This window comes from Spirochaeta dissipatitropha, from assembly GCF_054657935.1.
This window is the reverse complement of record NZ_BAAHXT010000005.1, coordinates 301,387-323,575: the sequence shown is the minus strand read 5'-3', so window position 1 is coordinate 323,575 and position 22,189 is coordinate 301,387. Positions and strand designations below refer to the sequence as shown.

The 22,189-nt window shown below is 47.2% G+C and carries 20 protein-coding genes, 1 tRNA gene and 1 pseudogene; 12 read left to right on the top strand and 10 right to left on the bottom strand.

The annotated features are described in order from the left end of the window. From ACYQ2L_RS08395 to metX, 3 genes and pseudogenes are all read right to left on the bottom strand, one after another. Window positions 1-125: pseudogene (locus ACYQ2L_RS08395) on the bottom strand (translation initiation factor IF-3); the annotation flags it as partial. A gap of 123 nt (window positions 126-248) precedes the next feature. Next, window positions 249-866: a methionine biosynthesis protein MetW gene (gene metW, locus ACYQ2L_RS08390; RefSeq protein WP_460053810.1), complete on the bottom strand. Its 618-nt coding sequence runs from the start codon at window positions 864-866 to the stop codon at window positions 249-251. After that, window positions 863-1,993 carry a homoserine O-acetyltransferase MetX gene (gene metX / locus ACYQ2L_RS08385; RefSeq protein WP_460053808.1) on the bottom strand — a complete coding sequence of 377 codons (1,131 nt, stop codon included), beginning with the start codon at window positions 1,991-1,993 and terminating at the stop codon, window positions 863-865. The genes metW and metX overlap by 4 nt, the downstream gene beginning before the upstream one ends. An 86-nt stretch (window positions 1,994-2,079) precedes the next feature. On the opposite strand from metX, the gene ACYQ2L_RS08380 reads away from it, so the two are divergent. The 5 genes from ACYQ2L_RS08380 (at window position 2,080) to ACYQ2L_RS08360 (ending at window position 6,389) form a co-directional block, all read left to right on the top strand. Beyond that, a complete protein-coding gene (locus ACYQ2L_RS08380; protein WP_460053806.1) occupies window positions 2,080-2,748 on the top strand; it encodes a hypothetical protein in 669 nt (222 codons plus the stop codon). After that, entirely contained in the window at window positions 2,745-3,614 is an 870-nt protein-coding gene (locus ACYQ2L_RS08375; protein WP_460053804.1) for a hypothetical protein, read from the top strand. The genes ACYQ2L_RS08380 and ACYQ2L_RS08375 overlap by 4 nt, the downstream gene beginning before the upstream one ends. Before the next feature lie 88 nt (window positions 3,615-3,702). Next, window positions 3,703-4,437: a flagellar filament outer layer protein FlaA gene (locus ACYQ2L_RS08370; protein ID WP_460053803.1), complete on the top strand. Its 735-nt coding sequence runs from the start codon at window positions 3,703-3,705 to the stop codon at window positions 4,435-4,437. A 14-nt stretch (window positions 4,438-4,451) separates the two neighbouring features. Further along, window positions 4,452-5,156: a flagellar filament outer layer protein FlaA gene (locus ACYQ2L_RS08365; RefSeq protein WP_460053802.1), complete on the top strand. Its 705-nt coding sequence runs from the start codon at window positions 4,452-4,454 to the stop codon at window positions 5,154-5,156. A gap of 63 nt (window positions 5,157-5,219) precedes the next feature. After that, window positions 5,220-6,389 carry an ATP-binding protein gene (locus ACYQ2L_RS08360; RefSeq protein ID WP_460053799.1) on the top strand — a complete coding sequence of 390 codons (1,170 nt, stop codon included), beginning with the start codon at window positions 5,220-5,222 and terminating at the stop codon, window positions 6,387-6,389. Between the two features lies 1 nt (window position 6,390). On the opposite strand, the gene ACYQ2L_RS08355 is transcribed toward ACYQ2L_RS08360, so the two are convergent. Beyond that, entirely contained in the window at window positions 6,391-7,170 is a 780-nt protein-coding gene (locus ACYQ2L_RS08355; RefSeq protein WP_460053798.1) for a TatD family hydrolase, read from the bottom strand. 41 nt (window positions 7,171-7,211) lie between these two features. Here ACYQ2L_RS08355 and ACYQ2L_RS08350 point away from each other — a divergent pair. The 3 genes from ACYQ2L_RS08350 to ACYQ2L_RS08340 all read left to right on the top strand — a co-directional run bounded on the left by ACYQ2L_RS08350 (window position 7,212) and on the right by ACYQ2L_RS08340 (window position 11,951). After that, window positions 7,212-7,296 (top strand) — tRNA-Leu (locus ACYQ2L_RS08350). Between the two features lie 164 nt (window positions 7,297-7,460). After that, the gene (locus ACYQ2L_RS08345; RefSeq protein ID WP_460053796.1) at window positions 7,461-9,275 is read left to right on the top strand and encodes a hypothetical protein; all 1,815 of its coding nucleotides are present in this window, start codon (window positions 7,461-7,463) and stop codon (window positions 9,273-9,275) included. A gap of 51 nt (window positions 9,276-9,326) precedes the next feature. Then, on the top strand, window positions 9,327-11,951 hold the full coding sequence (locus ACYQ2L_RS08340) for a phosphoenolpyruvate carboxylase (protein WP_460053793.1): 2,625 nt from the start codon (window positions 9,327-9,329) through the stop codon (window positions 11,949-11,951). Window positions 11,952-11,974: 23 nt separating this feature from the next. On the opposite strand, the gene ACYQ2L_RS08335 is transcribed toward ACYQ2L_RS08340, so the two are convergent. Together ACYQ2L_RS08335 and ACYQ2L_RS08330 are read right to left on the bottom strand one after the other, a co-directional pair. Beyond that, complete coding sequence (locus ACYQ2L_RS08335; RefSeq protein WP_460053792.1) at window positions 11,975-13,252, bottom strand: malic enzyme-like NAD(P)-binding protein; 1,278 nt, start codon at window positions 13,250-13,252, stop codon at window positions 11,975-11,977. 92 nt (window positions 13,253-13,344) lie between these two features. Further along, the gene (locus ACYQ2L_RS08330; RefSeq protein WP_460053791.1) at window positions 13,345-13,794 is read right to left on the bottom strand and encodes a PTS sugar transporter subunit IIA; all 450 of its coding nucleotides are present in this window, start codon (window positions 13,792-13,794) and stop codon (window positions 13,345-13,347) included. 168 nt (window positions 13,795-13,962) lie between these two features. On the opposite strand from ACYQ2L_RS08330, the gene ACYQ2L_RS08325 reads away from it, so the two are divergent. Then, on the top strand, window positions 13,963-14,316 hold the full coding sequence (locus tag ACYQ2L_RS08325; protein ID WP_460053789.1) for a cupin domain-containing protein: 354 nt from the start codon (window positions 13,963-13,965) through the stop codon (window positions 14,314-14,316). A 7-nt stretch (window positions 14,317-14,323) separates the two neighbouring features. On the opposite strand, the gene ACYQ2L_RS08320 is transcribed toward ACYQ2L_RS08325, so the two are convergent. Continuing rightward, the gene (locus ACYQ2L_RS08320; protein WP_460053788.1) at window positions 14,324-16,495 is read right to left on the bottom strand and encodes a peptidase U32 family protein; all 2,172 of its coding nucleotides are present in this window, start codon (window positions 16,493-16,495) and stop codon (window positions 14,324-14,326) included. Window positions 16,496-16,588: 93 nt separating this feature from the next. Between ACYQ2L_RS08320 and ACYQ2L_RS08315 the strand changes: the two genes are divergently transcribed. Beyond that, window positions 16,589-17,971 carry a GH1 family beta-glucosidase gene (locus ACYQ2L_RS08315; RefSeq protein WP_460053786.1) on the top strand — a complete coding sequence of 461 codons (1,383 nt, stop codon included), beginning with the start codon at window positions 16,589-16,591 and terminating at the stop codon, window positions 17,969-17,971. A 6-nt stretch (window positions 17,972-17,977) separates the two neighbouring features. Here ACYQ2L_RS08315 and msrB read toward each other — a convergent pair whose 3' ends face one another. Genes msrB through ahpC form a run of 3 tightly spaced genes read right to left on the bottom strand, consistent with a single transcriptional unit; the run spans window position 17,978 to window position 20,563 of the window. After that, window positions 17,978-18,376 carry a peptide-methionine (R)-S-oxide reductase MsrB gene (msrB, locus tag ACYQ2L_RS08310; RefSeq protein WP_460053784.1) on the bottom strand — a complete coding sequence of 133 codons (399 nt, stop codon included), beginning with the start codon at window positions 18,374-18,376 and terminating at the stop codon, window positions 17,978-17,980. Between the two features lie 4 nt (window positions 18,377-18,380). Beyond that, window positions 18,381-19,985: an alkyl hydroperoxide reductase subunit F gene (gene ahpF, locus ACYQ2L_RS08305; protein WP_460053780.1), complete on the bottom strand. Its 1,605-nt coding sequence runs from the start codon at window positions 19,983-19,985 to the stop codon at window positions 18,381-18,383. Between the two features lie 11 nt (window positions 19,986-19,996). Then, window positions 19,997-20,563 carry an alkyl hydroperoxide reductase subunit C gene (ahpC, locus tag ACYQ2L_RS08300; RefSeq protein ID WP_460053778.1) on the bottom strand — a complete coding sequence of 189 codons (567 nt, stop codon included), beginning with the start codon at window positions 20,561-20,563 and terminating at the stop codon, window positions 19,997-19,999. Window positions 20,564-20,669: 106 nt separating this feature from the next. Between ahpC and ACYQ2L_RS08295 the strand changes: the two genes are divergently transcribed. Both ACYQ2L_RS08295 and ACYQ2L_RS08290 read left to right on the top strand, forming a co-directional pair. Next, window positions 20,670-21,584: a LysR substrate-binding domain-containing protein gene (locus tag ACYQ2L_RS08295; RefSeq protein ID WP_460053776.1), complete on the top strand. Its 915-nt coding sequence runs from the start codon at window positions 20,670-20,672 to the stop codon at window positions 21,582-21,584. Between the two features lie 79 nt (window positions 21,585-21,663). After that, window positions 21,664-22,170, top strand: a complete 507-nt coding sequence (locus tag ACYQ2L_RS08290) for a hypothetical protein (protein WP_460053775.1) — start codon at window positions 21,664-21,666, stop codon at window positions 22,168-22,170. Window positions 22,171-22,189: the final 19 nt, after the last annotated feature.

Genomic DNA, 22,189 nt, shown 5'->3' with positions numbered 1-22,189 from the left:
TTCGGTGAAACCTCTACCAGATCGAGCCCTTTTTCCTGGGCTAAAGCCAGGGCGTCAACCGTCGTCATAACTCCGGACTGTTCTCCCTGCTCATCTATCAATCGAACTTCACGTACTCGGATCATCTCATTGATCCGTGTGTTTTTTGGAGCCAAGCTTCCTCCTTTCTAATGCTTGCGTACTATAATTGTCACTATCCAGCGACTATAACAAAAGGTATGGGGCTGTGTCTACTGTGCAGATTGGGACTATTCTATGCTCTGACCTTCAAGCATGCAGCATACCTCGGTGGCAAACAGATTTGGTTTGACTGGAATCATCGGTTTTCCGTTTCTCAAGTCAATTTCCTTGAGTATGCGGATACCTGATTCCCGGCATAGATTGATGAAATCATTCCGGGTACAGAAGTGGATATTCGGGGTATCGTGCCATTGATAGGGTAGTTTTTTATTAACGGGCATCCTGCCCAGCAGACCAAGCTGTATGCGGTTTACTATATAGCCGAAATTCGGGAAATTCACGATCACCTTGCGGCCGACCCTGATCATTTCCTGTATGAGAAAGACGGGGTTGGAAACCATCTGCAGGGTTCTGTTTAGTATGACATAATCATATGATCCATTGCTGTAGTCTTTCAGGCCTTCATCGAGGTTCCCCTGGAATACGGAGATGCCTCTCTGAATACATTTAAGAATCATTGATTCCTCAATATCCACACCGGTTCCTGTTACATTTCTTTCTTTTTTCAGGCGGAGCAGTAACTCTCCGTCTCCACATCCGAGGTCAAGTACTCTCGATCCAGGTTCAACCAGTCTGATTATCTGAGAGTAGTCAAAATTACCAAAAGCCTGTGTTTGATCGTTCATCTGATTTCTCCCAGGAATGAAGATATAATTGCCGTTTGACGTTCATTTTCCAGAAGGAAGGCATCATGGCCATAGGGGCTGTCCAGATTGGTGTAGGAAACATCTACATCATTTCTCATCATAGCAAAAACCATTTCCTTTGACTGAGCCGGCGGATATAACCAGTCAGAGGTGAAGGAGAGGACCAGGTACCGGGCAGTGGCAGCCTGAAATGCAGCCTCCAGACTGCCGTATTGTTCGGTTAGATCAAAATAATCCATGGCTTTTGTCAGATATATGTAGGAATTTGCATCGAAGCGATTCACAAATTTATCTCCCTGGTATGAAAGATAGCTTTCCACTGCAAATTGCTCAGCGAAATCAAAACGGAAACCGGTGCTCTCCTGCAGCCGTCGCCCGAATTTCATTCTCATGGACTCATCCGAGAGGTAGGTTATGTGGCCTATCATACGGGCTACCGAAAGGCCGCGCAGCGGTTGATCTTCTTTGTCATAGTAATACCCGCTCTGCCAACCGGCATCATTCATAATTGCACTTCTGCCGACTGAGTTGAATGCGATGCTCTGCGTCGTAGAACGTGCTGTACTGGCAAGTATGATGGCCGATTTTACCATTTCTGGGTAGGTAATGCTCCAGGTTAGAGCCTGCATCCCGCCCATGGATCCGCCGATTACAGCATGCAGAGACTGAATTTCCAGATGATCGATCAGTCGTCTCTGTACTTTTACCATGTCGTGAACTGTAATTACCGGAAAATCAAGGGCATAGGCTGAGCCGGTTTCAGGATTTATTGATGAGGGGCCGGTGCTTCCGTAACAGCTGCCGAACACATTTGGACAGATAACGAAAAATTTGTTGGTATCGATTGCCTTTCCCGGACCGATCATGTGGTGCCACCAGCCAGGGGCTCTGCCGCGTTCGCCGTGGTAGCCTGCGGCATGAGCTGAACCTGTGAAGGCATGGAAAACAAGCACGGCGTTGGATTTTTTCTTGTTCAGGTCTCCGTATGTTTCATACACAATATCTATGGGCCCGAAATCAATTCCTGAATCAAGCAGAACCCCGGAGCCACTGGATCCAAATGAAAAGATTAGCGGTTCTACTGTCTGTATTTCTGTTTGATGCATAACAACCCCGTGCCAAAGTGAATCAAAGCTTTGTCTTGTGTCAAGACTGATTGCACGCGAATTGAGTTTATGTCATTATATATGACATGTTGATATTTCGCCTGTTCGCGCCGATTGTTTGGCCAGCCCTTGCTTTTCACTGGATTAAAGCGTCACAGCATGTTCAAGGACGGCTCGAGGCCGGCTATATTTTCTGGTTGACAAGTTTTTCTCTGGCTGTATATGTCCCATTGAAATTTCTTGTCCCCATCGACTATGCCGGAAGTGCCCTCATTTTTGTGTACAGTCTTGTAGACTGGCTGCCTGTTCTTCTGCTGCCTTTTGCATGGACGGCTGTTAGATCTGCAATCCGGAAAAAGTCGGTTCATATTCCTTCCTTGATTTGGGCGCAATGGCTTGTTCTCTGGGCGGTGTCCTGGATAGATGCGCTTGTATTCAAGGGCTTGTGGCAGCCTTACCAGCTTTTTATTTATCCGCTGTTACTGCTATTTCTGGGGATTATCCCACCCCTGATGTACGTGAAAGTGTACACATGCTGGAGATTCCGACATATTATCTGGTTGCTTTTTCCTGCGCTTGCCTTTGCAGCCGGAGGTGTTCAGCTCCTGTTTCGCTATCAACGCTGGATTACCGGTTCTGTTGCCAGCCTGCTGTTGATCGGGCTTGTGATCGTAGCCCTGATACTGCTTCAGACGGGAAAAAGCCATAGTGAGGTGGCGGATGAGTTGCATGTAGATACAGAAGAGATGGTATGAAGATTCGAGCTTTAAGTATTGCCCTGGGTATAGTCTTCTTTGCTGCCTGTTCGGTTGATTCACTGCTGGTAATAGATCCCTTATATACAGGGAAATTTACAGATGTCTCTGTGTCCCGTAGCAGAGTCGCGGTGCTGGATGGTGACTACCCATGGCAGGACGAGCTCTACCTTCTGCTTCGGAATAATAGAATTGATCAGGTAATTCTCAGCCCGCTGTTATATACTGCCGGTCGGACTTCAGCTGTTGATTATCCGGAGAAGAACTTCTTCATACTAGGTCTGTCCGCAGGGCAGCATGCAGCCGGTTCCCTGCCTGAGAATATGGCTATGATTCCCTTCAGTCGTATGCAGGCGCTTGAGGATTTACATGATGCGCTTATGCCTCTGGCTGATAACTCAGCTCTGAATCTGAAAATTACCTTTCTGGTCCTGACCAATACCAGCGAAAGAGCCGATGAGGCTGCCTATATCCAGGATAGATTCGGATCTCACAATGGAGTAAGTATAATGGAGTATGCGGGCTTGCCGGCTCGCAATCTGGTTCAGCAAAAAATCGAAAGCCTGGCTGCTGATCAGCCGCACCTGCTTGTCAGTCTTCTTGGAAGCAGGAATAAAGAAAGCCTGGATTTTGCAGTAAGGCATAATGTGCCGTTGATCACTGAGAATCTTGGTACTGATACTTCCATGTTTCCAGTGGTAGCAGGGAGCCTTGAGAATGATCTGTATGCTGCTGCTGAAATGTTGTTTTCAGAATTACAGTCAGATAACCTTCCTTCAAGTGTACATGCTGTGTTATATTTGAATAATAATCGACTTAGTGATTTAAGAAATTCAGGGGGGGCGGCCGATACTCAAAAGAGGTGAAGTAGGCGGTGTTCCGTTTGACAAAGAAAAAATGAGGCCCTATACTTCTGATTGACCCTGGACGATGTTATTTTAAAAGGAGAAGAGGATGAAACGAAGCGTTCTGCTTTCTTTCTGCCTGGTAGTTTTCAGCATAATGCTGGCTGCCCCGGTAACTGCGCAAAGAATTGCCAGTGTGGTGCTCGAGGATTTTAACGATCCAGCCGAAAGCCGCTGGATTGTGCAAGGAAGTAAATTTATTACTGAAGGATTTCCTCAGTTTGGTCATATAAATTCATGGCCTGATGCTCTTTACGGCAGGGGTAGGGAACCGGAAAATGTTACCCTGCGTTCTCTGGGCGCCCGCGCACAGTTTGACCGTTTGGGGTATAACTATCTGGAATTTATCCCTGTTGAGGCTAATGATGAAGGCGAAGATGTTGCTCGTGGAATACCAATTCCCGGCCGTGCATCTACGATTGACGTCTGGGTATGGGGATCAAACCATGATTATTACATGGAAATGCAGCTGCGTGACTGGCGGGGGATTGTACATACTCTACCGGTAGGCAATCTGAATTATATTGGCTGGAGAAACCACAAAGTGCACATTCCCACTCATATTCCTCAAGCTGTACGCTATGCACCGCAGCTTCAGGGGCTTGAGCTTGTGAAGCTGATGATGTGGACCCGTCCTAATGAAAAGGTGGATGGTTTCCAGATTTTTATTGATCATATCACAGTCCTGACAGACCTTTACGAGTCACCATTTGATGGTGAGGATCTGGCACGTCCCGATCGGGTTCAGGAACTGTGGAATGAAGCCCAGGGCGCGAATTTCTAGGTGGGAGTAAAAGAATGAAAAGGATTGGTATACTGCTTGTAATGCTGCTTACCGCAGCTGGTATTTTTGCCCAGGTAAACGCCGGTGGAATCAATGCAGAGAGTCTCGGAACAGATACTGCTCAGCAGAGTCTTCAGGAGATCTCGATATCCAAATTCGAGGATCCAGGATTGTGGAGGGTATCCATGCCCCTCGATCAGGGCTTAATCAGCCATAGACGTTTTCCCGGAGGCCCTGCTGATAAACGCCCTCTTCCAGGTGAAGAGGCAGCAGGCATTGATGAGGCAGATGAATATGTACTTGGTGTAAAAGCTGAATTTTTTCGTCGAGGCAACACAACTATTTCTGTTCTGGCAAACCGGCCGTTGGTAGTGCCCGGAATCGCCAAGACAATAAGTGTGTGGGTTGTCGGACGTAATTTTAATCATGAACTCAGTGTGGTTATTGCAGACCATTTTGGTAATCGTGCTGTAATCCCGATGGGAAGACTTAATTTTTCCGGGTGGAAGGAATTGACAGCCGCTGTTCCGACTCATATAGTTCAGCAGAATGTTCATTACAGTGATTTGATGGGAATTCAGATACTTGGCTTTGTAATCCGGCCTGCATTGATGGAAACTTATGGATCGTACTATGTGTATTTTGATGATCTCCGGGTTGTAACGGATCTATTTGCAGAAGAGTCTCGGGATCCTGATGATATGGTGGATTCCTGGTAAGCTGAATGCTTTCTTGATAGACCCCGCCGTTCTGCGGGGTCTTTCTTTTTTTGGGAGATACATGTGGAGTTCAAATTACGAGTGCTTCGAGAGGTGTATTTTTTCCACGATCTCTCCGAAGTTCAGCTTGAAGCATTGGCAGATAGGTGTCAGGTAGCGCATTACCCTCGTGAAACGGTAATTTTTACCGAGCAGTCACGTGCAGAACGGTTTTTTATAGTAGCCAGTGGTTCTGTCGGAGTCTGGAAAAATTATTATACAGACAAGCCCGATCTACTCGGAGAACATGGTGCTGGACATCTGTTCGGCGAAATGGGTCTTATCGATGATCAGCCGAGATCCGCAACAGTTGCTACCCAGGTTGACAGTACCCTGTTATATGTAGAAAAGGCTGACTTTCTTGAGCTTGTCAAGCAGCACTGCGAAATGGGAATGGCTATTATCCGCAGCATGTCAGCAATGATGCGGACCTCCAATGAATCATTTGTAAGTGATCTCCGTAAACGTAATCAGGATCTTGAGACTACCAATTTCGAGTTGAAGCGGGCGCATCAGGAATTACTGAGGGGTGAGAGGTTATCCAACCTGGGGAAGTTCTCTTCACTTATTCTGCATGATATACGAAATCCTCTGAGTATTATCAAGGGCTATACAGAATTGATCGAGATGCATGCTGATGATGCCGAACAGGTTCGTGCCTACTCAAAAACCCTCATGAATGAGATACAGCGCTTAAATAGTATAACGAATGAATTTCTCGATTATTCAAGGGGTGAGATTCGTCTTGACCTTTCTGTGGTCGAGATGAAGGATCTGTTCGACTGGCTTCGAGGCAGTGTCGAGAAAAATTTTATAGAATCCGGTAAGGAACTTATTTTCTGCAATGAGGTCTCAAGACCGGTTCTGCTGGATCTTATGCGAATTCAGAGAGTCTGGTATAATCTGGCAGAGAACGCCAGGAAAGCATTGGACACCGGTGGGAAGCTCACTATTTCTGCCTGGAATGATGATACCAGCCTGTATATAGAGTTTAAGGATACCGGGGTTGGAATGGATAGTGAAACACAGGCTTCCATGTTCGAGCCCTTCTTTTCCCGCTCATCCAAAGGTGGAACAGGCCTGGGGATGGTCATAGTGAAGTCTGTAGTAGAAGCTCATAGCGGGAGCATCAGCGTCAAGAGCGGCAGAGGCAAGGGCACCAGTATACAGCTATGTCTTCCTCTTATGGGCTAATTCAACCAGTTTTTTTAAAGAAAAGTTTTGTACTGTTTCGGTACACAAGATCACAGATTTCTTCAACACTTGTTTTCCTCTGGGCGGCCGCGCATTCATAAATGTGCTTGATTAACCCAGGTGAATTTGCTTTTCCTCGAAATGGCTCTGGTGTCAGGTAGGGGCTGTCAGTTTCCAGCAACAATCGTTCTGAAGGAATATAGGCGCAGACTTCACGGAGTACGTTGTTCCTTTTAAAGGTCAGGTTTCCGGCAAATGATATATGCATTCCAAGATCCAGGAAGGCAGCAGCTATAGTCCTGTCTGACTCAAAGCAATGCATTACGCCTCCTGCCTCAGGGCTTGTGCCTTGAAGTAACTCCAGTATCTGTTCAGTTGCATCTCTGTTATGTACAATTACTGGAAGTGAATGCTTGTTGGCCAGCAGGACCTGTGCTTCGAAAAGCTCGCTTTGATCTGTTGTCGAGCCGAAATCCCAATGGAAGTCCATTCCGCATTCCCCTACAGCAACCACAGCTGGATCGGTCAGGTGCTTTTCAAGGAGATCGCTGACATCAACCGGGGAAACGGCTCCGCACTGTGACGGGTGAAATCCTATGGTGAAGCCAATTGAAGGAATGTCTCCAAGGGCTGCTTTTCGTTCCGGGAAATCGGTATGACCATGTATTCCAATTTCTATTGCATGGCGAATGTCTCCATTCAAAAACAGGGTCCGGATATCGTCTGTCGTCCATCCTTTTTTGAGCATTTCCAGGTAATGAAAGTGAGTATCTGTATACATATTGACCCTCAACGCCGCTTGCGGTAATCTTCCCATGTTCTGCCGGAGTGGTGGAATTGGTAGACACAGGGGACTTAAAATCCCCCGGCTATTGCAGCTGTACGGGTTCAAGTCCCGTCTCCGGTAGAAAAGGCTGTCCGCGTTCTGCGGGCAGTCTTTTTTTTGCTGCCTGTAGAGCTATTTGCAAAATTACATTTTGCAATTACCTCTGTATAAAATGTAGCAATAAAAGACTGCGCTGTGCAAGCTTGATGAAAATACCTGCTGTATATAACTACAGGAGGATTTCCATGAACAAGTATATAGCTATTTTTACCGTATTATCTTTCATTTCTGGTTGTAGTCTTTACACAGACCAGGGCAGCCGGACAACAGCTGTTCTCACATTGCGATTTCAGCAGGAGTATTCAACAGAACTCGATATCAGCCGTAGTCTCATGCCGGATTATGACCATGAGATTACTGTATACCGACTGTTTGCCGAAGGGCCTGATTTTGAACAGCGTTATTATGAATTCGAAGCCGGAATTAATGAAATCGAACTCAAGACCGGTTTCTGGGTATTCAGCCTGCAGGCAGAGAACTCTCAGGGGCAGTCAATTGGCAGGGCATCAGGAACTGCCGAGCTGTATGCAGGAAAGCATGCTGAACTGGTCTTGCAGCTCGTGCCCCCGGATGGTATAGGCTTACTTCAGTTGCAGTTTGTTTTTGATGATGATGGCTCAGGACTCCTGCCTTCTGCTTTGCTTTCACATATGTTTGACAGTTATGAGATTCAACTTGATTTTGATGTGATTGAACCCGGGGTATTTTCTGTGGAGCATGAACTGAATGCCGGGTACTATGTGCTGTCGGCCTGGTTTGTCGATGATGCCTCAGTTGAGTACGGCCACTGTACATACAGCCTGTGGATAGTATCCGGCATGACCACGAATGTTGTACTGAGCTATGATCCGCATTTTGGTATTGTGCGTGAAGTTCTATCCATTTTTATCGACGCAGGACGCTTACAGCCCCTTCAGGTTGAGATACATTCTCCTCTTATTAGATTTCCCGTAAATCTTCCTTTACTGTTTGAGGCATGGTCGGACGTCGAAATAGATGAAGACATTATGTATCGCTGGTACGTGAATGGAATCGAACAAGGATCCGGGGTGGAATTCAGTTTTTCGGCAGGGTTATCGCCAGGATATCACAGGCTGGATCTTCTCGCTCTCGGTGATAGCAGGGGAGGTAGTGCGTTCAGTTTGCTTGAGGTGTTACCTGAATACACTGGTGTTGTCCTCTATAATGCTGAGCTGTTGCCTGACAAAAGCAGCATTGGCCAGAATGTTGATGTGAGTATCAGGGTTTCTTCTGCTGCCCTTGGTGGGGCTTCCTGTGAGGGACTGGAGCTGCATGATTCTGATTCATTCCTGTTTACTCTGGATGCCGAAGGCAATGGGTACTATTCAGGTCAAATGTCTGGAATATTTGATCATCCGGGATCGTATCCTTTTTTCATTTATGCATTTTCTGGCGGCGAACCTGTGGCGGAGCTATTTGCAGGCAGCGTAAAAGTTCCCGCGGATCCTCAAAACAGTATGCCCGCATATCCCGGTAGTGATATGACTGCTGACTGGAATATGGAGATTGGCGGCGGGGTTTCGATCAGCAGTCAGGATTCCTTCAGCGGCGGACAGAGTCTGCATTTTCAGCGAAGCTTCAGCGGCACAGGAAATACAACCGTTACAATTCCTCTATCAGGCGAGAAATTCAATGATCCGGCAGATGCTGAAGTTCTTTCATTCTGGTTCAAGGGACAGGTGCTCGGATCAGCACCGGGACTACGGTTTCAGTTGGCAGGAGGCGGTTCTTCTGCCAATTATTATGATTTAAATGGAATAGTAGAAGGGTATACATATAGTCTGCAGCAGCCTTCAACCGGAGGAGTATTTTCTGATCTGTGTATAAGCATTCAGGATTGGACCCGGGTAGAGCTGTCTCTTTCCGATGTTAACTGGAGCAGTCCCGAAGGGAGCAAGGCCGAGGACTACATATTAAAGATACGGGTGAGAAATTCCAGTGAACATGACTGGTATATTGATGATATTCGCTTTGAGTAATTTTGTCGGCTTATACTGGAAACAGCCCTTCAATGTGGGTATACTGCGGCCATGAACAGAATTGAAGCCTTCCATGAAAATGTTGCTATGAAGTTCCAGTTATACAATGGTCTCCTTATGAATATGCCTTTTTCTGAAGTCCAGGAGTCAGGTATGCTGCTACCCTTGTTTTCCGCTGCTTGCGCTGATGGTCTGTCCCGCGGCTTGACTCCTGCCGAGATTGTCAGGGAGTCAGTACAGACGGTCAGCACTGTGGATACAGATAATCATATCGAGCAGCTGTTTTCACTGCTTCGCTTGATCGAACGACAGGTTGTGTTATTTGACAGCCTTGAGGATGCCGGGTTCGCTGGCATTCATGAAATGCAGGGTTCCGGGACACTGCAGGATATGGTCAACAGGATTGAAAGAAAAGGCAGGATCACCGATTACAAGAAATTTCTCGAAAGCTACGCAGTCCGGATTGTTCTGACAGCTCATCCTACTCAATTTTATACAGATGAAGTATTAAGTATACTTAATGATATAGCAGAAAGTGTCGGCGCGAACGAAATCCGTAATGTGCATGATTATCTTCTTCAGCTTGCACAGACCCGCTTCAAGAATGCGGAAAAGCCGAGTCCGCTTGATGAGGCTAAAAGCCTGATGTGGATTCTGGAAAACGTCATGTACAGTGTAATTCCAAAAATTCACCAGAAGATGATTGATGCCCTGGATATTGATACCGTAGACACTCTTGATTATCCCGGTAAGCTTCTGCTTGGATTCTGGCCCGGGGGAGATAGAGATGGGAATCCCTTTGTCACTGCTGATCTTACCATGCAGGTTGCGGATTTATTGCGCAGCTCTATTCTGAAACTCTACCTGCGTGATTTTCTTGAGCTCAGAAGGAGGCTTACTTTCGGAAGCCTCAAGTCAGATATGGATTTAATTCAGCTGAGACTCGAGGCTGCTACCAGCTGCGTCAACATGGAGGCAGATGCATATACCGTCCCAGACGATTTTCTGCAGGATCTTCAGAAGATATACCGGAGAGTCACGGAAGACCATAGAGGTTTGTTTGCAGATAAGGTATCAGCGCTCATCTACAAGGTTCAGTGCTTTGGATTTCACTTTGCATCTCTCGATGTCCGCCAGGATAGCAGGGTACATGAACGGACCCTCAACTGCCTGTTGCCGAAACTCAGGGCTGGCATTGAGTATTCAGCTTTGAACTCTTCAGAACGCTGTGAAATACTGGAAGAGCTGATCGATGAAATAAACACTGCTGAAAAATCGGAGCACTACCGTAATATCCTTTCGCAGACAATTGATTCACTTCAGGAATCTGATCCCGTAGCCGCAGATGTTGTGGAGTCAATTGGAGCGATCAGGAAGATTCAGAAGCTAAACGGGGCAGCAGGGGCGCATCGCTATATAATCAGTAATACTCAGTCAGCTTGTCATGTGCTTGAAGTGCTTGTCATTGGAAAGCTGGCAGGGATGGGCTTCAGTGAATCGCCTCTTCATGTAGTTCCGCTATTCGAGACCGTAGATGATCTACACAATGCCGAGTCGATTATGCAGAAGCTGTATTCTATGCCTGCATACCGAAGTCACCTCGAGATGCACGATGCTACCCAGACCATAATGCTGGGCTTTTCCGATGGGACCAAGGATGGCGGTTATGTTACTGCGAACTGGGAAATCTATCGGGCCAAGGAAAGATTGACCGATCTTGCCGGCCGGCAGGGGATACGTGTTGCTTTTTTTGATGGCCGGGGTGGTCCACCTGCCCGTGGCGGTGGAAATACACATAAGTTCTATCGATCTCTGGGTCGGGAAATCGATTCATCATCTATTCAGGTCACAATACAAGGTCAGACAATCAGCTCCATGTACGGAACCGAGGATGCTGCGCGTTATAACCTGGAGCAAATCTTTTCTGCAGGTATAGAAAATAATCTGTTTGTTACTGATTACATGCAACTGTCAGCATCTGACCGAGAATTGCTGGACGAACTCAGTAAACGTGCCTATGCTGCGTATCAGAAGCTTAGGGATAACCCTTTGTTTGTTAAGTATCTGGAACTCATGACCCCGCTCACCTATTACGGCAAAACGAATATCGGCAGCCGGCCAGTCAAGCGTGGTTCCGCCAGTTCATTGTCTCTGGATGATTTGCGGGCAATCCCGTTTGTAGGCGGTTGGAGTCAGAGCAAGCTGAATGTACCTGGTTATTATGGTTTTGGCACCGCGCTGAGAGAGCTGGCAGACGAGGGAAGATTGAGTGATCTCAAGCATCTATGTGCAGGCAATCTTTTCTTTCGTGCAATTGTGGAAAATTCAATGCAGAGTCTTACAAAGGCAAACTTTGACCTCACCGCGTATCATGGCAAGGACAGGGAATTCGGACAGTTCTGGAAGGATCTGCGGCGTGAAGCTGAACTCACCCGCGAGCTGCTTATTGAAATAAGCGGTCAGGGAAATCTGTTGGATACAGATCCGGTCATCAGAGCTTCAATTGGAATGCGTGAAAAAATGATTTTACCCAGTCTGGTAATCCAGCAGTATGCTCTGCAGATGGTTCGTGATCTGCGTGAACGGGAAGGTCAGGAGGAGAGCATAAGGAAACTGGAAAAGCTTGTTGTAAAAGCCCTCGCAATTGGTGTTAACGCAAGTAGAAACTCTGTTTAGCAGGCAGATACTGCCTGCTGTACTCAGGCGTGGATTCGCTCTGAGAGTGCACGAAGTTCCTGCCGGTAGGCATCCCAATCGTTTCTGGGCTTACCGGCTACTCCATCATTTACAGCAGCTATTGCAACAGCTGTGGAGACCCATTCCATTACCCTCGGGTCAAAGGGTTTCGGTACGAGGTATTCAGTTCCGAAACTGAATTGCTTTCCCATGTAGGCTCGGGACACACTTTCTGGCACAGGTTCCTGTGCCAGTTCCGCCAGGGCGTATACAGCAGCCAGTTTCATGTTCTCGGTTATTGCACTTGCCTGTACATCCAGTGCTCCGCGAAAGATAAAGGGAAATCCAAGTACATTATTGATCTGGTTGGGATAGTCGCTGCGCCCTGTTGCCATGATGATATCATTCCGGATTTTTATTGCTGCAGGGTAGGCTATTTCCGGGTTTGGATTGGCCATGGCAAATACAATTGGCTTCTCAGACATGCTCTGCAGCATATCTCTATTAACAATATCTGCAACTGAAAGCCCTATGAAAATATCTGAGCCTGCAATTGCATCAGCAAGGCTTCGGGCATCTGTATTACGTGCAAATTCCTGCTTTATTTCACTCAGGTCATTCCGGCCGGCATGGATAACTCCCTTGGTATCCAGCATCAGCAGATTCTCTTCTGGCAAGCCTATCGAGAAGAGAATCCTTGCACATGCGACAGCGGCTGCCCCCGCACCATTGATTACAATACGGACTGTTTTGATTTTTTTCCCATTAATAATCAGGGCATTGATAATTCCCGCAGCAGTAATGATGGCTGTACCATGCTGATCATCATGAAAAACAGGAATTCGGCAGCGTTTTTTCAGTTCCTGTTCGATATAGAAGCATTCAGGAGCCTTTATGTCCTCAAGGTTTATACCTCCGAATGTAGGCTCCATAAGCTCTACAGTACGGATGATTTCCTCGGGATCCTGAGTATTGAGTTCAATGTCAAAGACATCTATGTCGGCGAATTTCTTGAAGAGGACTGCTTTGCCTTCCATGACAGGTTTGCTGGCCAAAGCGCCAAGATTGCCAAGCCCAAGAATTGCACTCCCGTTGCTTACAACTGCGACAAGGTTGCTTCGATTGGTATACAAAGCAGCCGCTTCAGGTGATTCGGCAATAGCCATTACTGGTTCTGCAACACCTGGACTGTATGCCAATGCAAGTTGTTCTGCTGTACTGCATTCCTTGGTAACATGAATTCCAGTTTTGCCCGGCCTGCCGGGGCCTTGATGATATTGTAGTGCTGCTGATACGGGCATTGTTCCTCCTGACCTGTATTCTATATCAATGTAAGCTACTGTATATCTAAAGGTTTTTCAGGATTAATGCTTGAAGAATAAATTTTCTACATTCAGGTCGAATCAAATGTGCGTATTGATTCCAGAATGGATTCATGATTTCCGGCAAGGAATATTGCATCAATTCCGTCCTGAAGCAGAAAACGAGAGAGTCGGGACATGATGGTCAGATAGCTCCGGGACTGGTCAGTAGGAATAATAATGCAGAAAACGCTATGGACAGGTTCACCTTTCAGGTAACCTGTCTCTCTGCCGAATAGTCCCAGGGATATTTCGATTGATGATATTCCATCTATCCGGGCATGGCTCAAGGCGAAGCCTTTGCCCAGGTTTATTTCCTTGGAGCTGCTTTTTGACCGAATTTCTTCGAGGGCATGAAACTGGACATCTGCCGATGCATATGGCATTGCAGTGCGGATAAGCTGCTGCAGTACAGTAAGGTGATCGGTTTCTGATAAATCGATAATCTTGTCCTGAACGATTATCCTGCTAAGGTCTGACATTCAGATGGCTCCTTGAGGAAGCTTTTTCATACAGCAGGCGGGTCCGCCTTTCATTACAGCTTAGGTTAAGCTGTAGCAGGCTGTCAAGAAGAATTCCTGTATCCCTGTATTTCTGCCGGGCAGACAGTTGGATTGCCTGAATGTGTCTTCTGTAAGTATGTTATAGCTATGTATTATACGCGCGTATACAGCGGGACGGATGGCCGCAGTTATTTTGAAAAAGTCGATCTTGCTCTGGAAGACAAGGGGGTTATAGGTCACCTCTCACGGATCTATCCTGTCACAGGTTTACAGTTCCGCTCTAATGATGCCGGATATAACTGGGATTATCATAATGCTCCATGCAGACAGTTTATAATCCTGCTCGACGGTGAGATAGAAATAACTGTCAGCAGCGGTGAAACCAGGCGCTTTGTAGCGGGCGAAGTACTTCTTGTTGAAGATGTCGATGGAGACGGTCACAAAACACGTAATGTCTGGCATGCTGAGCGGCATTCCCTGTTTCTTCCTCTGGCCGAATAATAGCTCATTATTCCTGGAATACGAAGGTCCAGCAGTTTTTGCAGACAACTCGATAGCTGAATTTATTCTGGGTCAATCGTGTTTCCCATGTCTGTTGATTATCGGCTCCGGTAATCCTGTAGGGGCAGTTCCCGCAGGAATCATGCTGAAAAGTACGTCTGAGGCAGATTCTGGAGATGAATAGGGGAGGTGTGAATCCCGTGAGATCCATGGGCGATTTTTTAATATTGCCATGTTCCTCCACAGGGTTTTCGAGCCAGGGAAGACTGAATAAATACGAAGGTATTCTGCTGCTGTAGAATCTGTCTGAATAGCTGTTCGAGTTGTACAGACCGTAATCACCAAAGAATCGTAGCCCGGGATTCGAGGCCGCTGTTTTAATGCTTTGCCAGGCTGCGCCAGGGTTATTTATTCCAAGAATAAGTTTGCGGCTGTTTGTCTGAGCTGCGATTTCTTCAAGGTCCGATTTGCTTCCGGGAGTGAGAGGAAATACCGGAATCCAGACCTCTTCCAGTCCCAGCTCTTCAGACCGTTCTATCCATGGCTTGAGTTCTGTTCCCGGAAGATAGAAAGGCAGTCCATCTACTTGCAGGTCTTTTCTCGCTGGTATGATTCGGGGCATTTCTCCCGGCGTATAGTCTATCGGAGCTTTATGGGGATGAATCTGCTTCTTTTTCCAGTAAGCTTCTTCAGTTGTGCCTGCCCATGAACGGCGTATCTGCTTCAGGTTAGATGATGGAATGAAGAGATCGGCACTGCCGTCTACAGAGCTGCAGAGAAAATCAAAGTATTCTCCCTGGAATGAAAATATCTTCTGCAGCTGCTGTCTAAGCCCATCCGGATTCTTTGCTGTATCGCTGCTTGTCTCTACGAATGCAGTATTCCAGGGACATGCCATTTGAATCCCATGGTTATTTACCTTTATTTTCAGCTCGATCTGTTTCCGCCAGAGTGGTATTGATGCGGATTTGATCTCGGGCAGCAGGGAGTTATGCCGGGAGACGAGATGGATAGGGCTGCCGATTGCAGGTAAAACTGAAGCAGAACCGCGTTTGACGGTTATTCTGATCATTCCGTGATTCGCAGGGCCGGAGTTCGTTATGGGCTTTGTGCTGGTGACACCGGTCTGAATCCATTCGCCACCTGATTCGAACAGGAGGCCGTCACGGATTTCTGGTTTTGGTGATGCCGGGTTCAGCTTCAGAATGAAGGAGTCGGAATCTGAGGCAGTAACCTTGCCGATATAGCTGCCTGTAGCGCCTGGATACTCCTGGTTCAGCATGTTGCTGCCCCGTTTGTTATTCCAGAAACCCTGAGTCCAGTTTCTCGCAAAGATGCTTCTCAGGCTCTCTCCTGATTCGGGGATTATATTGGTGCTGTCCTGCATGCAGGAATCGATTAATGATCTGTACCAGGCCGTTGTATCACGAACATACCGTGGGCTTTTCATCCGTCCTTCGATTTTCAGACTGTGAATGCCTGTTCTGATTATTTCGTGGATTAAGTCTCCTGCTGATTTATCGTTGGCGCTGAAGGGATAAAACTGCCGGCCATTGTTATCCATGAACCAGGTTCTGCAGATCTGGGCACAGGCGCCTCTGTTGGCCGAGCGCTTCAGCTGGATGCCGGATGCAAGGCAGAGACCGGAAAAACCGAAACATTGAGCCCCGTGTATGAATGCTTCAATTTCCATACGGCCTGGCAGATTTTGCATAAGGTAGGCGATTTCAGCAGCTGACAACTCTCTCGGAATTACACAACGGGATATACCGCATTCATGAGCCCATTGAAGTCCAGATAGATCGTGTATTGCCGTTTGTGTAGATGCATGCAGCTCAAGCTGAGGAAACTCGGACCTCAGTAAGGATGCTGCCCCCCAATCCTGAATAATGACTGCATCAACCTCGAGATAATCTAGGAATGCTGCTGTTTCCAGCAGATCAGGAATTTCATTGTCCATTATGAGTGTGTTTACCGCTGCATAGATGCGTCGATTTTGTTTTTGAGCAGATGATTTGAGTCTTCTGGCATCTTCACGGCTGAAGTTTGTTGCTGAGGCTCGTGCAGAAAACTGGTTCAGTCCGAAATATACCGCATCAGCACCTGCACTGAATGCGTATAACGCGGATTGTAGACTCCCGGCAGGCGCCAGTAATTCAGGTCCTGAGGATTTCATCATGAAATGCATACTATGAGCCTGAATCTACTGTGTCAATCTTGTGGCGGAGCATATTTTTACGTACAATTCGGCCCTACAGACAGGAAGGTTAATATGAAATTCGGTCAGAAATTTTTCTGGGGTGCTGCGACCTCCAGTTATCAGATAGAAGGTGCATGTAATACGGATGGCAAGGGACGCTCAATCTGGGATGTGTTCAGCAATACGCCTGGTAAGGTATATGAAAATGATAATGGTGATGTTGCCTGTGATCATTATAACCGTTTTGCAGAAGATGTGGCGATAATGAAAGGGATGGGACTTGAGGCCTATCGATTTTCTGTTTCATGGCCGCGGATTCTGCCGGACGGCAATGGAAAAATTGAACAGCGCGGTCTGGCCTTTTACGACAGGTTGGTTGATGAGCTGCTCGCTGCAGAAATCGATCCATGGTGCACTTTATATCACTGGGATCTTCCCTGGGAGCTTCAGCTACGTGGTGGATGGGCAAATCGGGACATTGCTCCGATGTTCGCTGACTATTGCCGTATTGTTGGAGAAAAAATCGGTGACAGGGTTCATAACTGGTTTACAATCAATGAACCACAGTGCATGACAGCCTTATCCTATCTCTCCGGGATACATGCTCCGGGGCTGCAGGCGGGGCTGGATATAACAATACCTGCTATTCATCATACCCTCCGTGCACACGGTATGGCGGTAGATGCTCTGCGATCTGTTGGCGGAAAGGAGACCAGGATCGGTTTTGCTCCCACAGGCCAGGGGGTCATGCCGAAGACCGAGTCTCCCGAGGATGTAGAGGCTGCCCGATATCAGTTGTTCAGGCTGCATGACATTCATCGTATGTGGACCATAAGCTGGTATGTTGATCCGGTAGTTCTAGGCAGTTACCCATCGGAAGGGCTTGCTGAGCTTGAAAAGTATCTCCCCCTGAACTGGCAGAATGATATGGAGCAGATAAGCCGCCCGATAGATCTGCTTGGTCTTAATCTGTACAACGGTATCAAGCTTGCAGCTGTCGATGATGCATCAGAGCCTCAGCGCATCGATCGGCCTCCGGGGCATGCACAGACGGCAATAAAGTGGCCGGTGACCCCTGCTGTTATGTACTGGACTCCAAAATTTTTCCATGAACGTTACAAGCTGCCGATGGTAATATCCGAAAATGGTCTCTCTTCAATGGACTGGAAGCATACTGATGGAACTGTCCCGGATCCAGGAAGAATTGATTTTATCAGCCGTTACTTATCCTGGCTCGGAAAGGCTGTTGAGGAGGGAATTCCTGTGAATGGATACTTTCAGTGGAGCCTCATGGATAATTTCGAATGGGCTGAGGGATACAGTTCCAGATTCGGGATGGTTTATGTTGATTTCTGCACTCAGGAGCGGATCATTAAGTCCAGCGGGCACTGGTACCGCAGTGTAATAGAGAGCCGCGGTGAGATTATTCCGGATCCGGTAGAGGATCTTATTTGAACAGGTTCAGGGTAGCTGCTGTTCTTCATCAGTCTCGAATACAATCGAGGCTGAATTGATACAATAGCGTAAGCCGAGCGGAGGAGGCCCATCATTAAAAATATGTCCAAGATGAGCCTCGCAGCTGCTGCATACAAGTTCTGTTCTTTTCATTCCAAAAGAATTATCACTGCGTTGTGTTATTCCGGCTTCTTCAAGCTCTCCTGAAAAAGAGGGCCAGCCGCAGGAGGAAGAAAACTTGTGCTGTGAGGAGAACAGGGGAGTCTTACAGCAGGCACACAGGTAACGGCCTTCCTTGAAGTGATTCCAGTATATACCCGAAAAAGGGGCTTCGGTGCCGCTTTCCCGGGTAATATGATAGGTGTGTGGATCAAGAATCCGTTTCCAGTCATTGTTTGTTTTCATGCAATTAATATACTGCTTCCGATTCATTTCCGGCAGCTGCAGCAGAGATTTCATTGTCACCTAAGCGGATTCTGTCGTCAAATGAGGCCAGTGCAGCTTTCGCACCCTCGCCCGCAGCAATGATGATCTGTTTGTAGGCAGTGCTGCTGACATCACCGGCAGCATAGATACCGGGGGCCGAACTACGGCAGTATGCATCAATAATGATTTCACCGTTTTTATTCAGATCAACAAGGTCGGAAACGATTGAGCTGTTGGGATTCAGTCCAATCTGAACAAAGACACCATCTAGTGTCAGGCTCCGTTGTTCATGACTGATTCGGTCCTGCCAGTGAATACTGGTGAGTTTATTGCCGTCGCCTGAAAGCTCTGTGGTGCGTGCATTGCAGATTATTTCGATGTTGTTCAATCTGCCTGCAGCTTCCTGCAGTACGCTGTCTGCATTCAGTTTTTCTGCATATTCAAAGACTGTCACTTTTTTACAGATGCCTGCGAGATCTATAGCAGCCTCAATGCCTGAGTTACCTCCCCCTATAACAGCTACATCTTTACCCACGTAGAAAGGACCGTCACAATGCGGACAAAAGGCAACGCCGCGACCAATGTAGTCTGATTCACCGGGAATATTCAGTTTTTTCCATTGAGCCCCGCTTGCTATTATGAGTGAAGGAGCGGCAAAACTTTCACCTCCCTTTACATGTACCGTTTTGATGCCATCATGGTCTTCCACATATACAGCATCCCGGTTTTCCCGGATATCTATACTGTATTCATCCATATGTTCCCGCAGCGATGCTGAGAGATCCTTCCCGACAGTCCGTGGGATTGATATGAAGTTCTCGATTGCCTGTGTTTCATTTACCTGACCACCAATTTTTCGTGCAATAACTGCTGTCTTCAAACCTTTTCTGGCTGAATAAATGGCAGCCGATACACCGGCTGGACCTCCTCCCAGTATGAGTACATCATAAAATTCTGTTTTATGATCAGTAGTGATGACCGGTTCGCTGCTGCCGTATTCAATTTCCAGCTTGTCAAGGAGTGTTGAGAAATCAGCTCGACCCGAGTGCAGTAATTTACCGCCGATAAAAACAGCGGGAACACCCTGGATTTTCAGATCGTTAATTTCGTCAGGAACAAGCGAGCCATCGACAATGGTATGCTGGAAATTCTCATGCATTAAAGCCATTTGATTCAGGCTTTGAACAATATCCGGACAATTTGTACAGGAAAGCGATATATAGGTAGTGACTTCTATTGGTCCCTGTAAAGCCCGGACCCGTGATTTAAGGGCTTCATCCGGCCATTTTCCAAGCCCGCCAGCATTAAGAACAGCCAATACCAGACTGGAGAATTCGTGCCCGCCAGGTACACAGCGGAAATATATTCCGCTGTGTTTTCCATTCACACCGATGCTGAATGCTGGAATTTCTGATTCATGGTCTGCTGAGCTTCGATGAATGCTTGAGCTGCAGTCCGCAAGATCGTCAAGGAGCTGAGACAACTCCATCTGCTTCGGATGCTTTGATTCCAGTTGATTTAATTCGATGCTGTGCTCAAGCGGAGCATAGATCGATTTCAGTTGATTAACTATTGATGCGTCTAACATTTCACCTCCGCTTAGATCTTGCCGACGAGATCAAGACCTGGTTTCAGAGTTTCTTCTCCCGGTGTCCATTTTGCAGGGCAGACCTCATCCGGATTAGCAGCAATAAATTGTGCCGCCTGCACCTTTCTCAGGAGTTCGGATGCGTTTCTTCCGATTCCATTGTCATGGATTTCACAGAGCTTGATATTACCTTCAGGAGAAACGAGGAATGTTCCGCGGTATGCAATTCCTTCTTCCTCGATATGTACGCCGAATGCTCTGGTAAGTATTCCTCTCGGGTCAGCGAGCATCGGGTACTCGATTTTTTTAATTGTATCAGATGCATCATGCCATGCCTTATGGACAAAATGGGTGTCTGTGCTGACGGAATAGATTTCAACTCCCATTTCCCTGAAGTGTGGGTATAGATCTGCCATGTCTCCGAGTTCGGTTGGGCAGACAAATGTGAAGTCTGCTGGATAGAAGAACAGAATAGACCATGAATCTCTGAGATCCTTGTCGGTTATGGTCCGGAATTCCCCGTTTTGATAAGCCTGGACAGAAAACTCGGGTAGTTGTGAATTGATTAGTGTGTGCATGTGGTACTCCTTACGATGCATTATTTATTGTTGGGAGGAACATAGCATAGTTTAAAAAGCTTGCCTAATCGTTTATTTCTATGTTATTGATAGTCAGGAGCGATAAATGAATCTGAGGGATATAGAATATTTTGTGGCGGTTGCCGATCTCGCTCATTTCGGAAAAGCCTCAGAACAATGTTGTGTCAGTCAGCCGACATTGAGCGGACAACTCAAGAAACTCGAGCTGGAACTCGGGCAGACATTGTTCGACCGCAGCACTAGAGTTGTACAGCTCAGCGCGTTCGGTCAGGAAATTCTACCCGTCTGCCGGAATATTCTTGCTGATATCAATATCATAGTACAGAAGTCCCGGGAGCAGCAGGATCCCTTTACCGGTCCGCTGAGGCTCGGAGCTTTTCCCACCTTATGTCCCTGGCTTTTTCCGCGCGTAACTCCTGAATTAAAGAAAGAATTTCCTGAAACGCAATTTCTGCTGGTTGAGGAAAAATCCAGCGTCCTGGAAACATTGTTGCAGAAAGGAGAACTTGATGCAGCGGTTCTTTCCCTTCCGCTGGACGCTCAGGGCATAGAGTGTATTCCGCTCGTATACGAGCCCTTCGTACTTGCCCTGCCTGCAGGTCATATCTGGGCATCCGGTCAGAGAATCGGTGAAGAGCAATTATCTGAACTGGGATCCCAGGCCCTGCTGCTGCTGGATGATGGACACTGCCTCAGAGATCAGGCCCTTGATTACTGCAGGCGCTATGGTGCCGGGGAATTCGGGAATTTCAGGGCAACAAGCATAGAAACCTTGAGACAGATGGTTCGCCTCGGTTCCGGTATTACACTGATTCCGAGGTTCGCTGTTCCCGATCATGATGATCCTGGCATCTGCTACAAGGAATTACCGGACAGATCTGCTGGCAGGGAACTCGCACTCTGCTTCAGGGCCACGCATCCGAGACGAAGATTTTTTCTTGCAGCTGCAGAGAGAATCAAGGGAATGTGTCTGCTTACCGAGGGTTGTGTTGAACTGTAAACTACCTATGCTGATTGCAAAATCTTCTTCTGGATAAAAATCTCTTGTGTCATGCCAAAAAAGTGCCGAATCTATGAACATGAGAACGATACGCAGATTTCCACTAATTCTTGTTTTTATTTTATCAGGGGCTTATGCCGGTTCCCAGCAGATCGTGGTGACCGTGGATCAGGAAGCCGCAGGCGATCAACTCCGCGGTATGGTGGAAAATGCGGTTATCGGGGAGTTTTTTGACCGCGGTTTTATCGTGTGGTCAGATGTCCCTCAAGGTTTTCTTGCTGCTGCTGGTAATCCAGATGGACGTCTTCCCGCTATGATGGAATATGCGGCTGTTCGCTTTGCCCGGCAGGATGGAGCAGATTATCTGGTGCAGATCAAACTCCCGCCTGTAGGAGAGCTGCTGAAAAGTGAGGTTGTGTACTCACTAACGGATGTACGGCAACCCCGTGTTCTGTTTTCAGGCAGTATACAAGGAACAGATCTGGGAAATGAGAATAATGATGCCCGTAATGTGGCTCTCAGGATTGCCAGGGAATTGGTTGAGAATTCCTATGCTGAAATACATAAAGTGGCGGATGCCTGGTGAGCGCCTGGAGGGAGATAGA

Excerpts from the sequence above, each read along its gene's own strand:
- ahpC (WP_460053778.1), bottom strand. The coding sequence starts at position 20,563 with ATGCACACACTAATCAATTCACAACTACCCGAGTTTTCTGTCCAGGCT.
- msrB (WP_460053784.1), bottom strand. The coding sequence starts at position 18,376 with ATGAAAACAAACAATGACTGGAAACGGATTCTTGATCCACACACCTAT.
- ACYQ2L_RS08345 (WP_460053796.1), top strand. The coding sequence starts at position 7,461 with ATGAACAAGTATATAGCTATTTTTACCGTATTATCTTTCATTTCTGGT.
- ACYQ2L_RS08320 (WP_460053788.1), bottom strand. The coding sequence starts at position 16,495 with ATGATGAAATCCTCAGGACCTGAATTACTGGCGCCTGCCGGGAGTCTA.
- ACYQ2L_RS08315 (WP_460053786.1), top strand. The coding sequence starts at position 16,589 with ATGAAATTCGGTCAGAAATTTTTCTGGGGTGCTGCGACCTCCAGTTAT.
- metX (WP_460053808.1), bottom strand. The coding sequence starts at position 1,993 with ATGCATCAAACAGAAATACAGACAGTAGAACCGCTAATCTTTTCATTT.
- ACYQ2L_RS08330 (WP_460053791.1), bottom strand. The coding sequence starts at position 13,794 with ATGTCAGACCTTAGCAGGATAATCGTTCAGGACAAGATTATCGATTTA.
- ACYQ2L_RS08335 (WP_460053792.1), bottom strand. The coding sequence starts at position 13,252 with ATGCCCGTATCAGCAGCACTACAATATCATCAAGGCCCCGGCAGGCCG.
- ACYQ2L_RS08375 (WP_460053804.1), top strand. The coding sequence starts at position 2,745 with ATGAAGATTCGAGCTTTAAGTATTGCCCTGGGTATAGTCTTCTTTGCT.
- ACYQ2L_RS08295 (WP_460053776.1), top strand. The coding sequence starts at position 20,670 with ATGAATCTGAGGGATATAGAATATTTTGTGGCGGTTGCCGATCTCGCT.
- ACYQ2L_RS08325 (WP_460053789.1), top strand. The coding sequence starts at position 13,963 with ATGTATTATACGCGCGTATACAGCGGGACGGATGGCCGCAGTTATTTT.
- ACYQ2L_RS08340 (WP_460053793.1), top strand. The coding sequence starts at position 9,327 with ATGAACAGAATTGAAGCCTTCCATGAAAATGTTGCTATGAAGTTCCAG.
- ACYQ2L_RS08380 (WP_460053806.1), top strand. The coding sequence starts at position 2,080 with ATGTTGATATTTCGCCTGTTCGCGCCGATTGTTTGGCCAGCCCTTGCT.
- ahpF (WP_460053780.1), bottom strand. The coding sequence starts at position 19,985 with ATGTTAGACGCATCAATAGTTAATCAACTGAAATCGATCTATGCTCCG.
- ACYQ2L_RS08290 (WP_460053775.1), top strand. The coding sequence starts at position 21,664 with ATGAGAACGATACGCAGATTTCCACTAATTCTTGTTTTTATTTTATCA.
- ACYQ2L_RS08370 (WP_460053803.1), top strand. The coding sequence starts at position 3,703 with ATGAAACGAAGCGTTCTGCTTTCTTTCTGCCTGGTAGTTTTCAGCATA.
- ACYQ2L_RS08355 (WP_460053798.1), bottom strand. The coding sequence starts at position 7,170 with ATGTATACAGATACTCACTTTCATTACCTGGAAATGCTCAAAAAAGGA.
- ACYQ2L_RS08365 (WP_460053802.1), top strand. The coding sequence starts at position 4,452 with ATGAAAAGGATTGGTATACTGCTTGTAATGCTGCTTACCGCAGCTGGT.
- metW (WP_460053810.1), bottom strand. The coding sequence starts at position 866 with ATGAACGATCAAACACAGGCTTTTGGTAATTTTGACTACTCTCAGATA.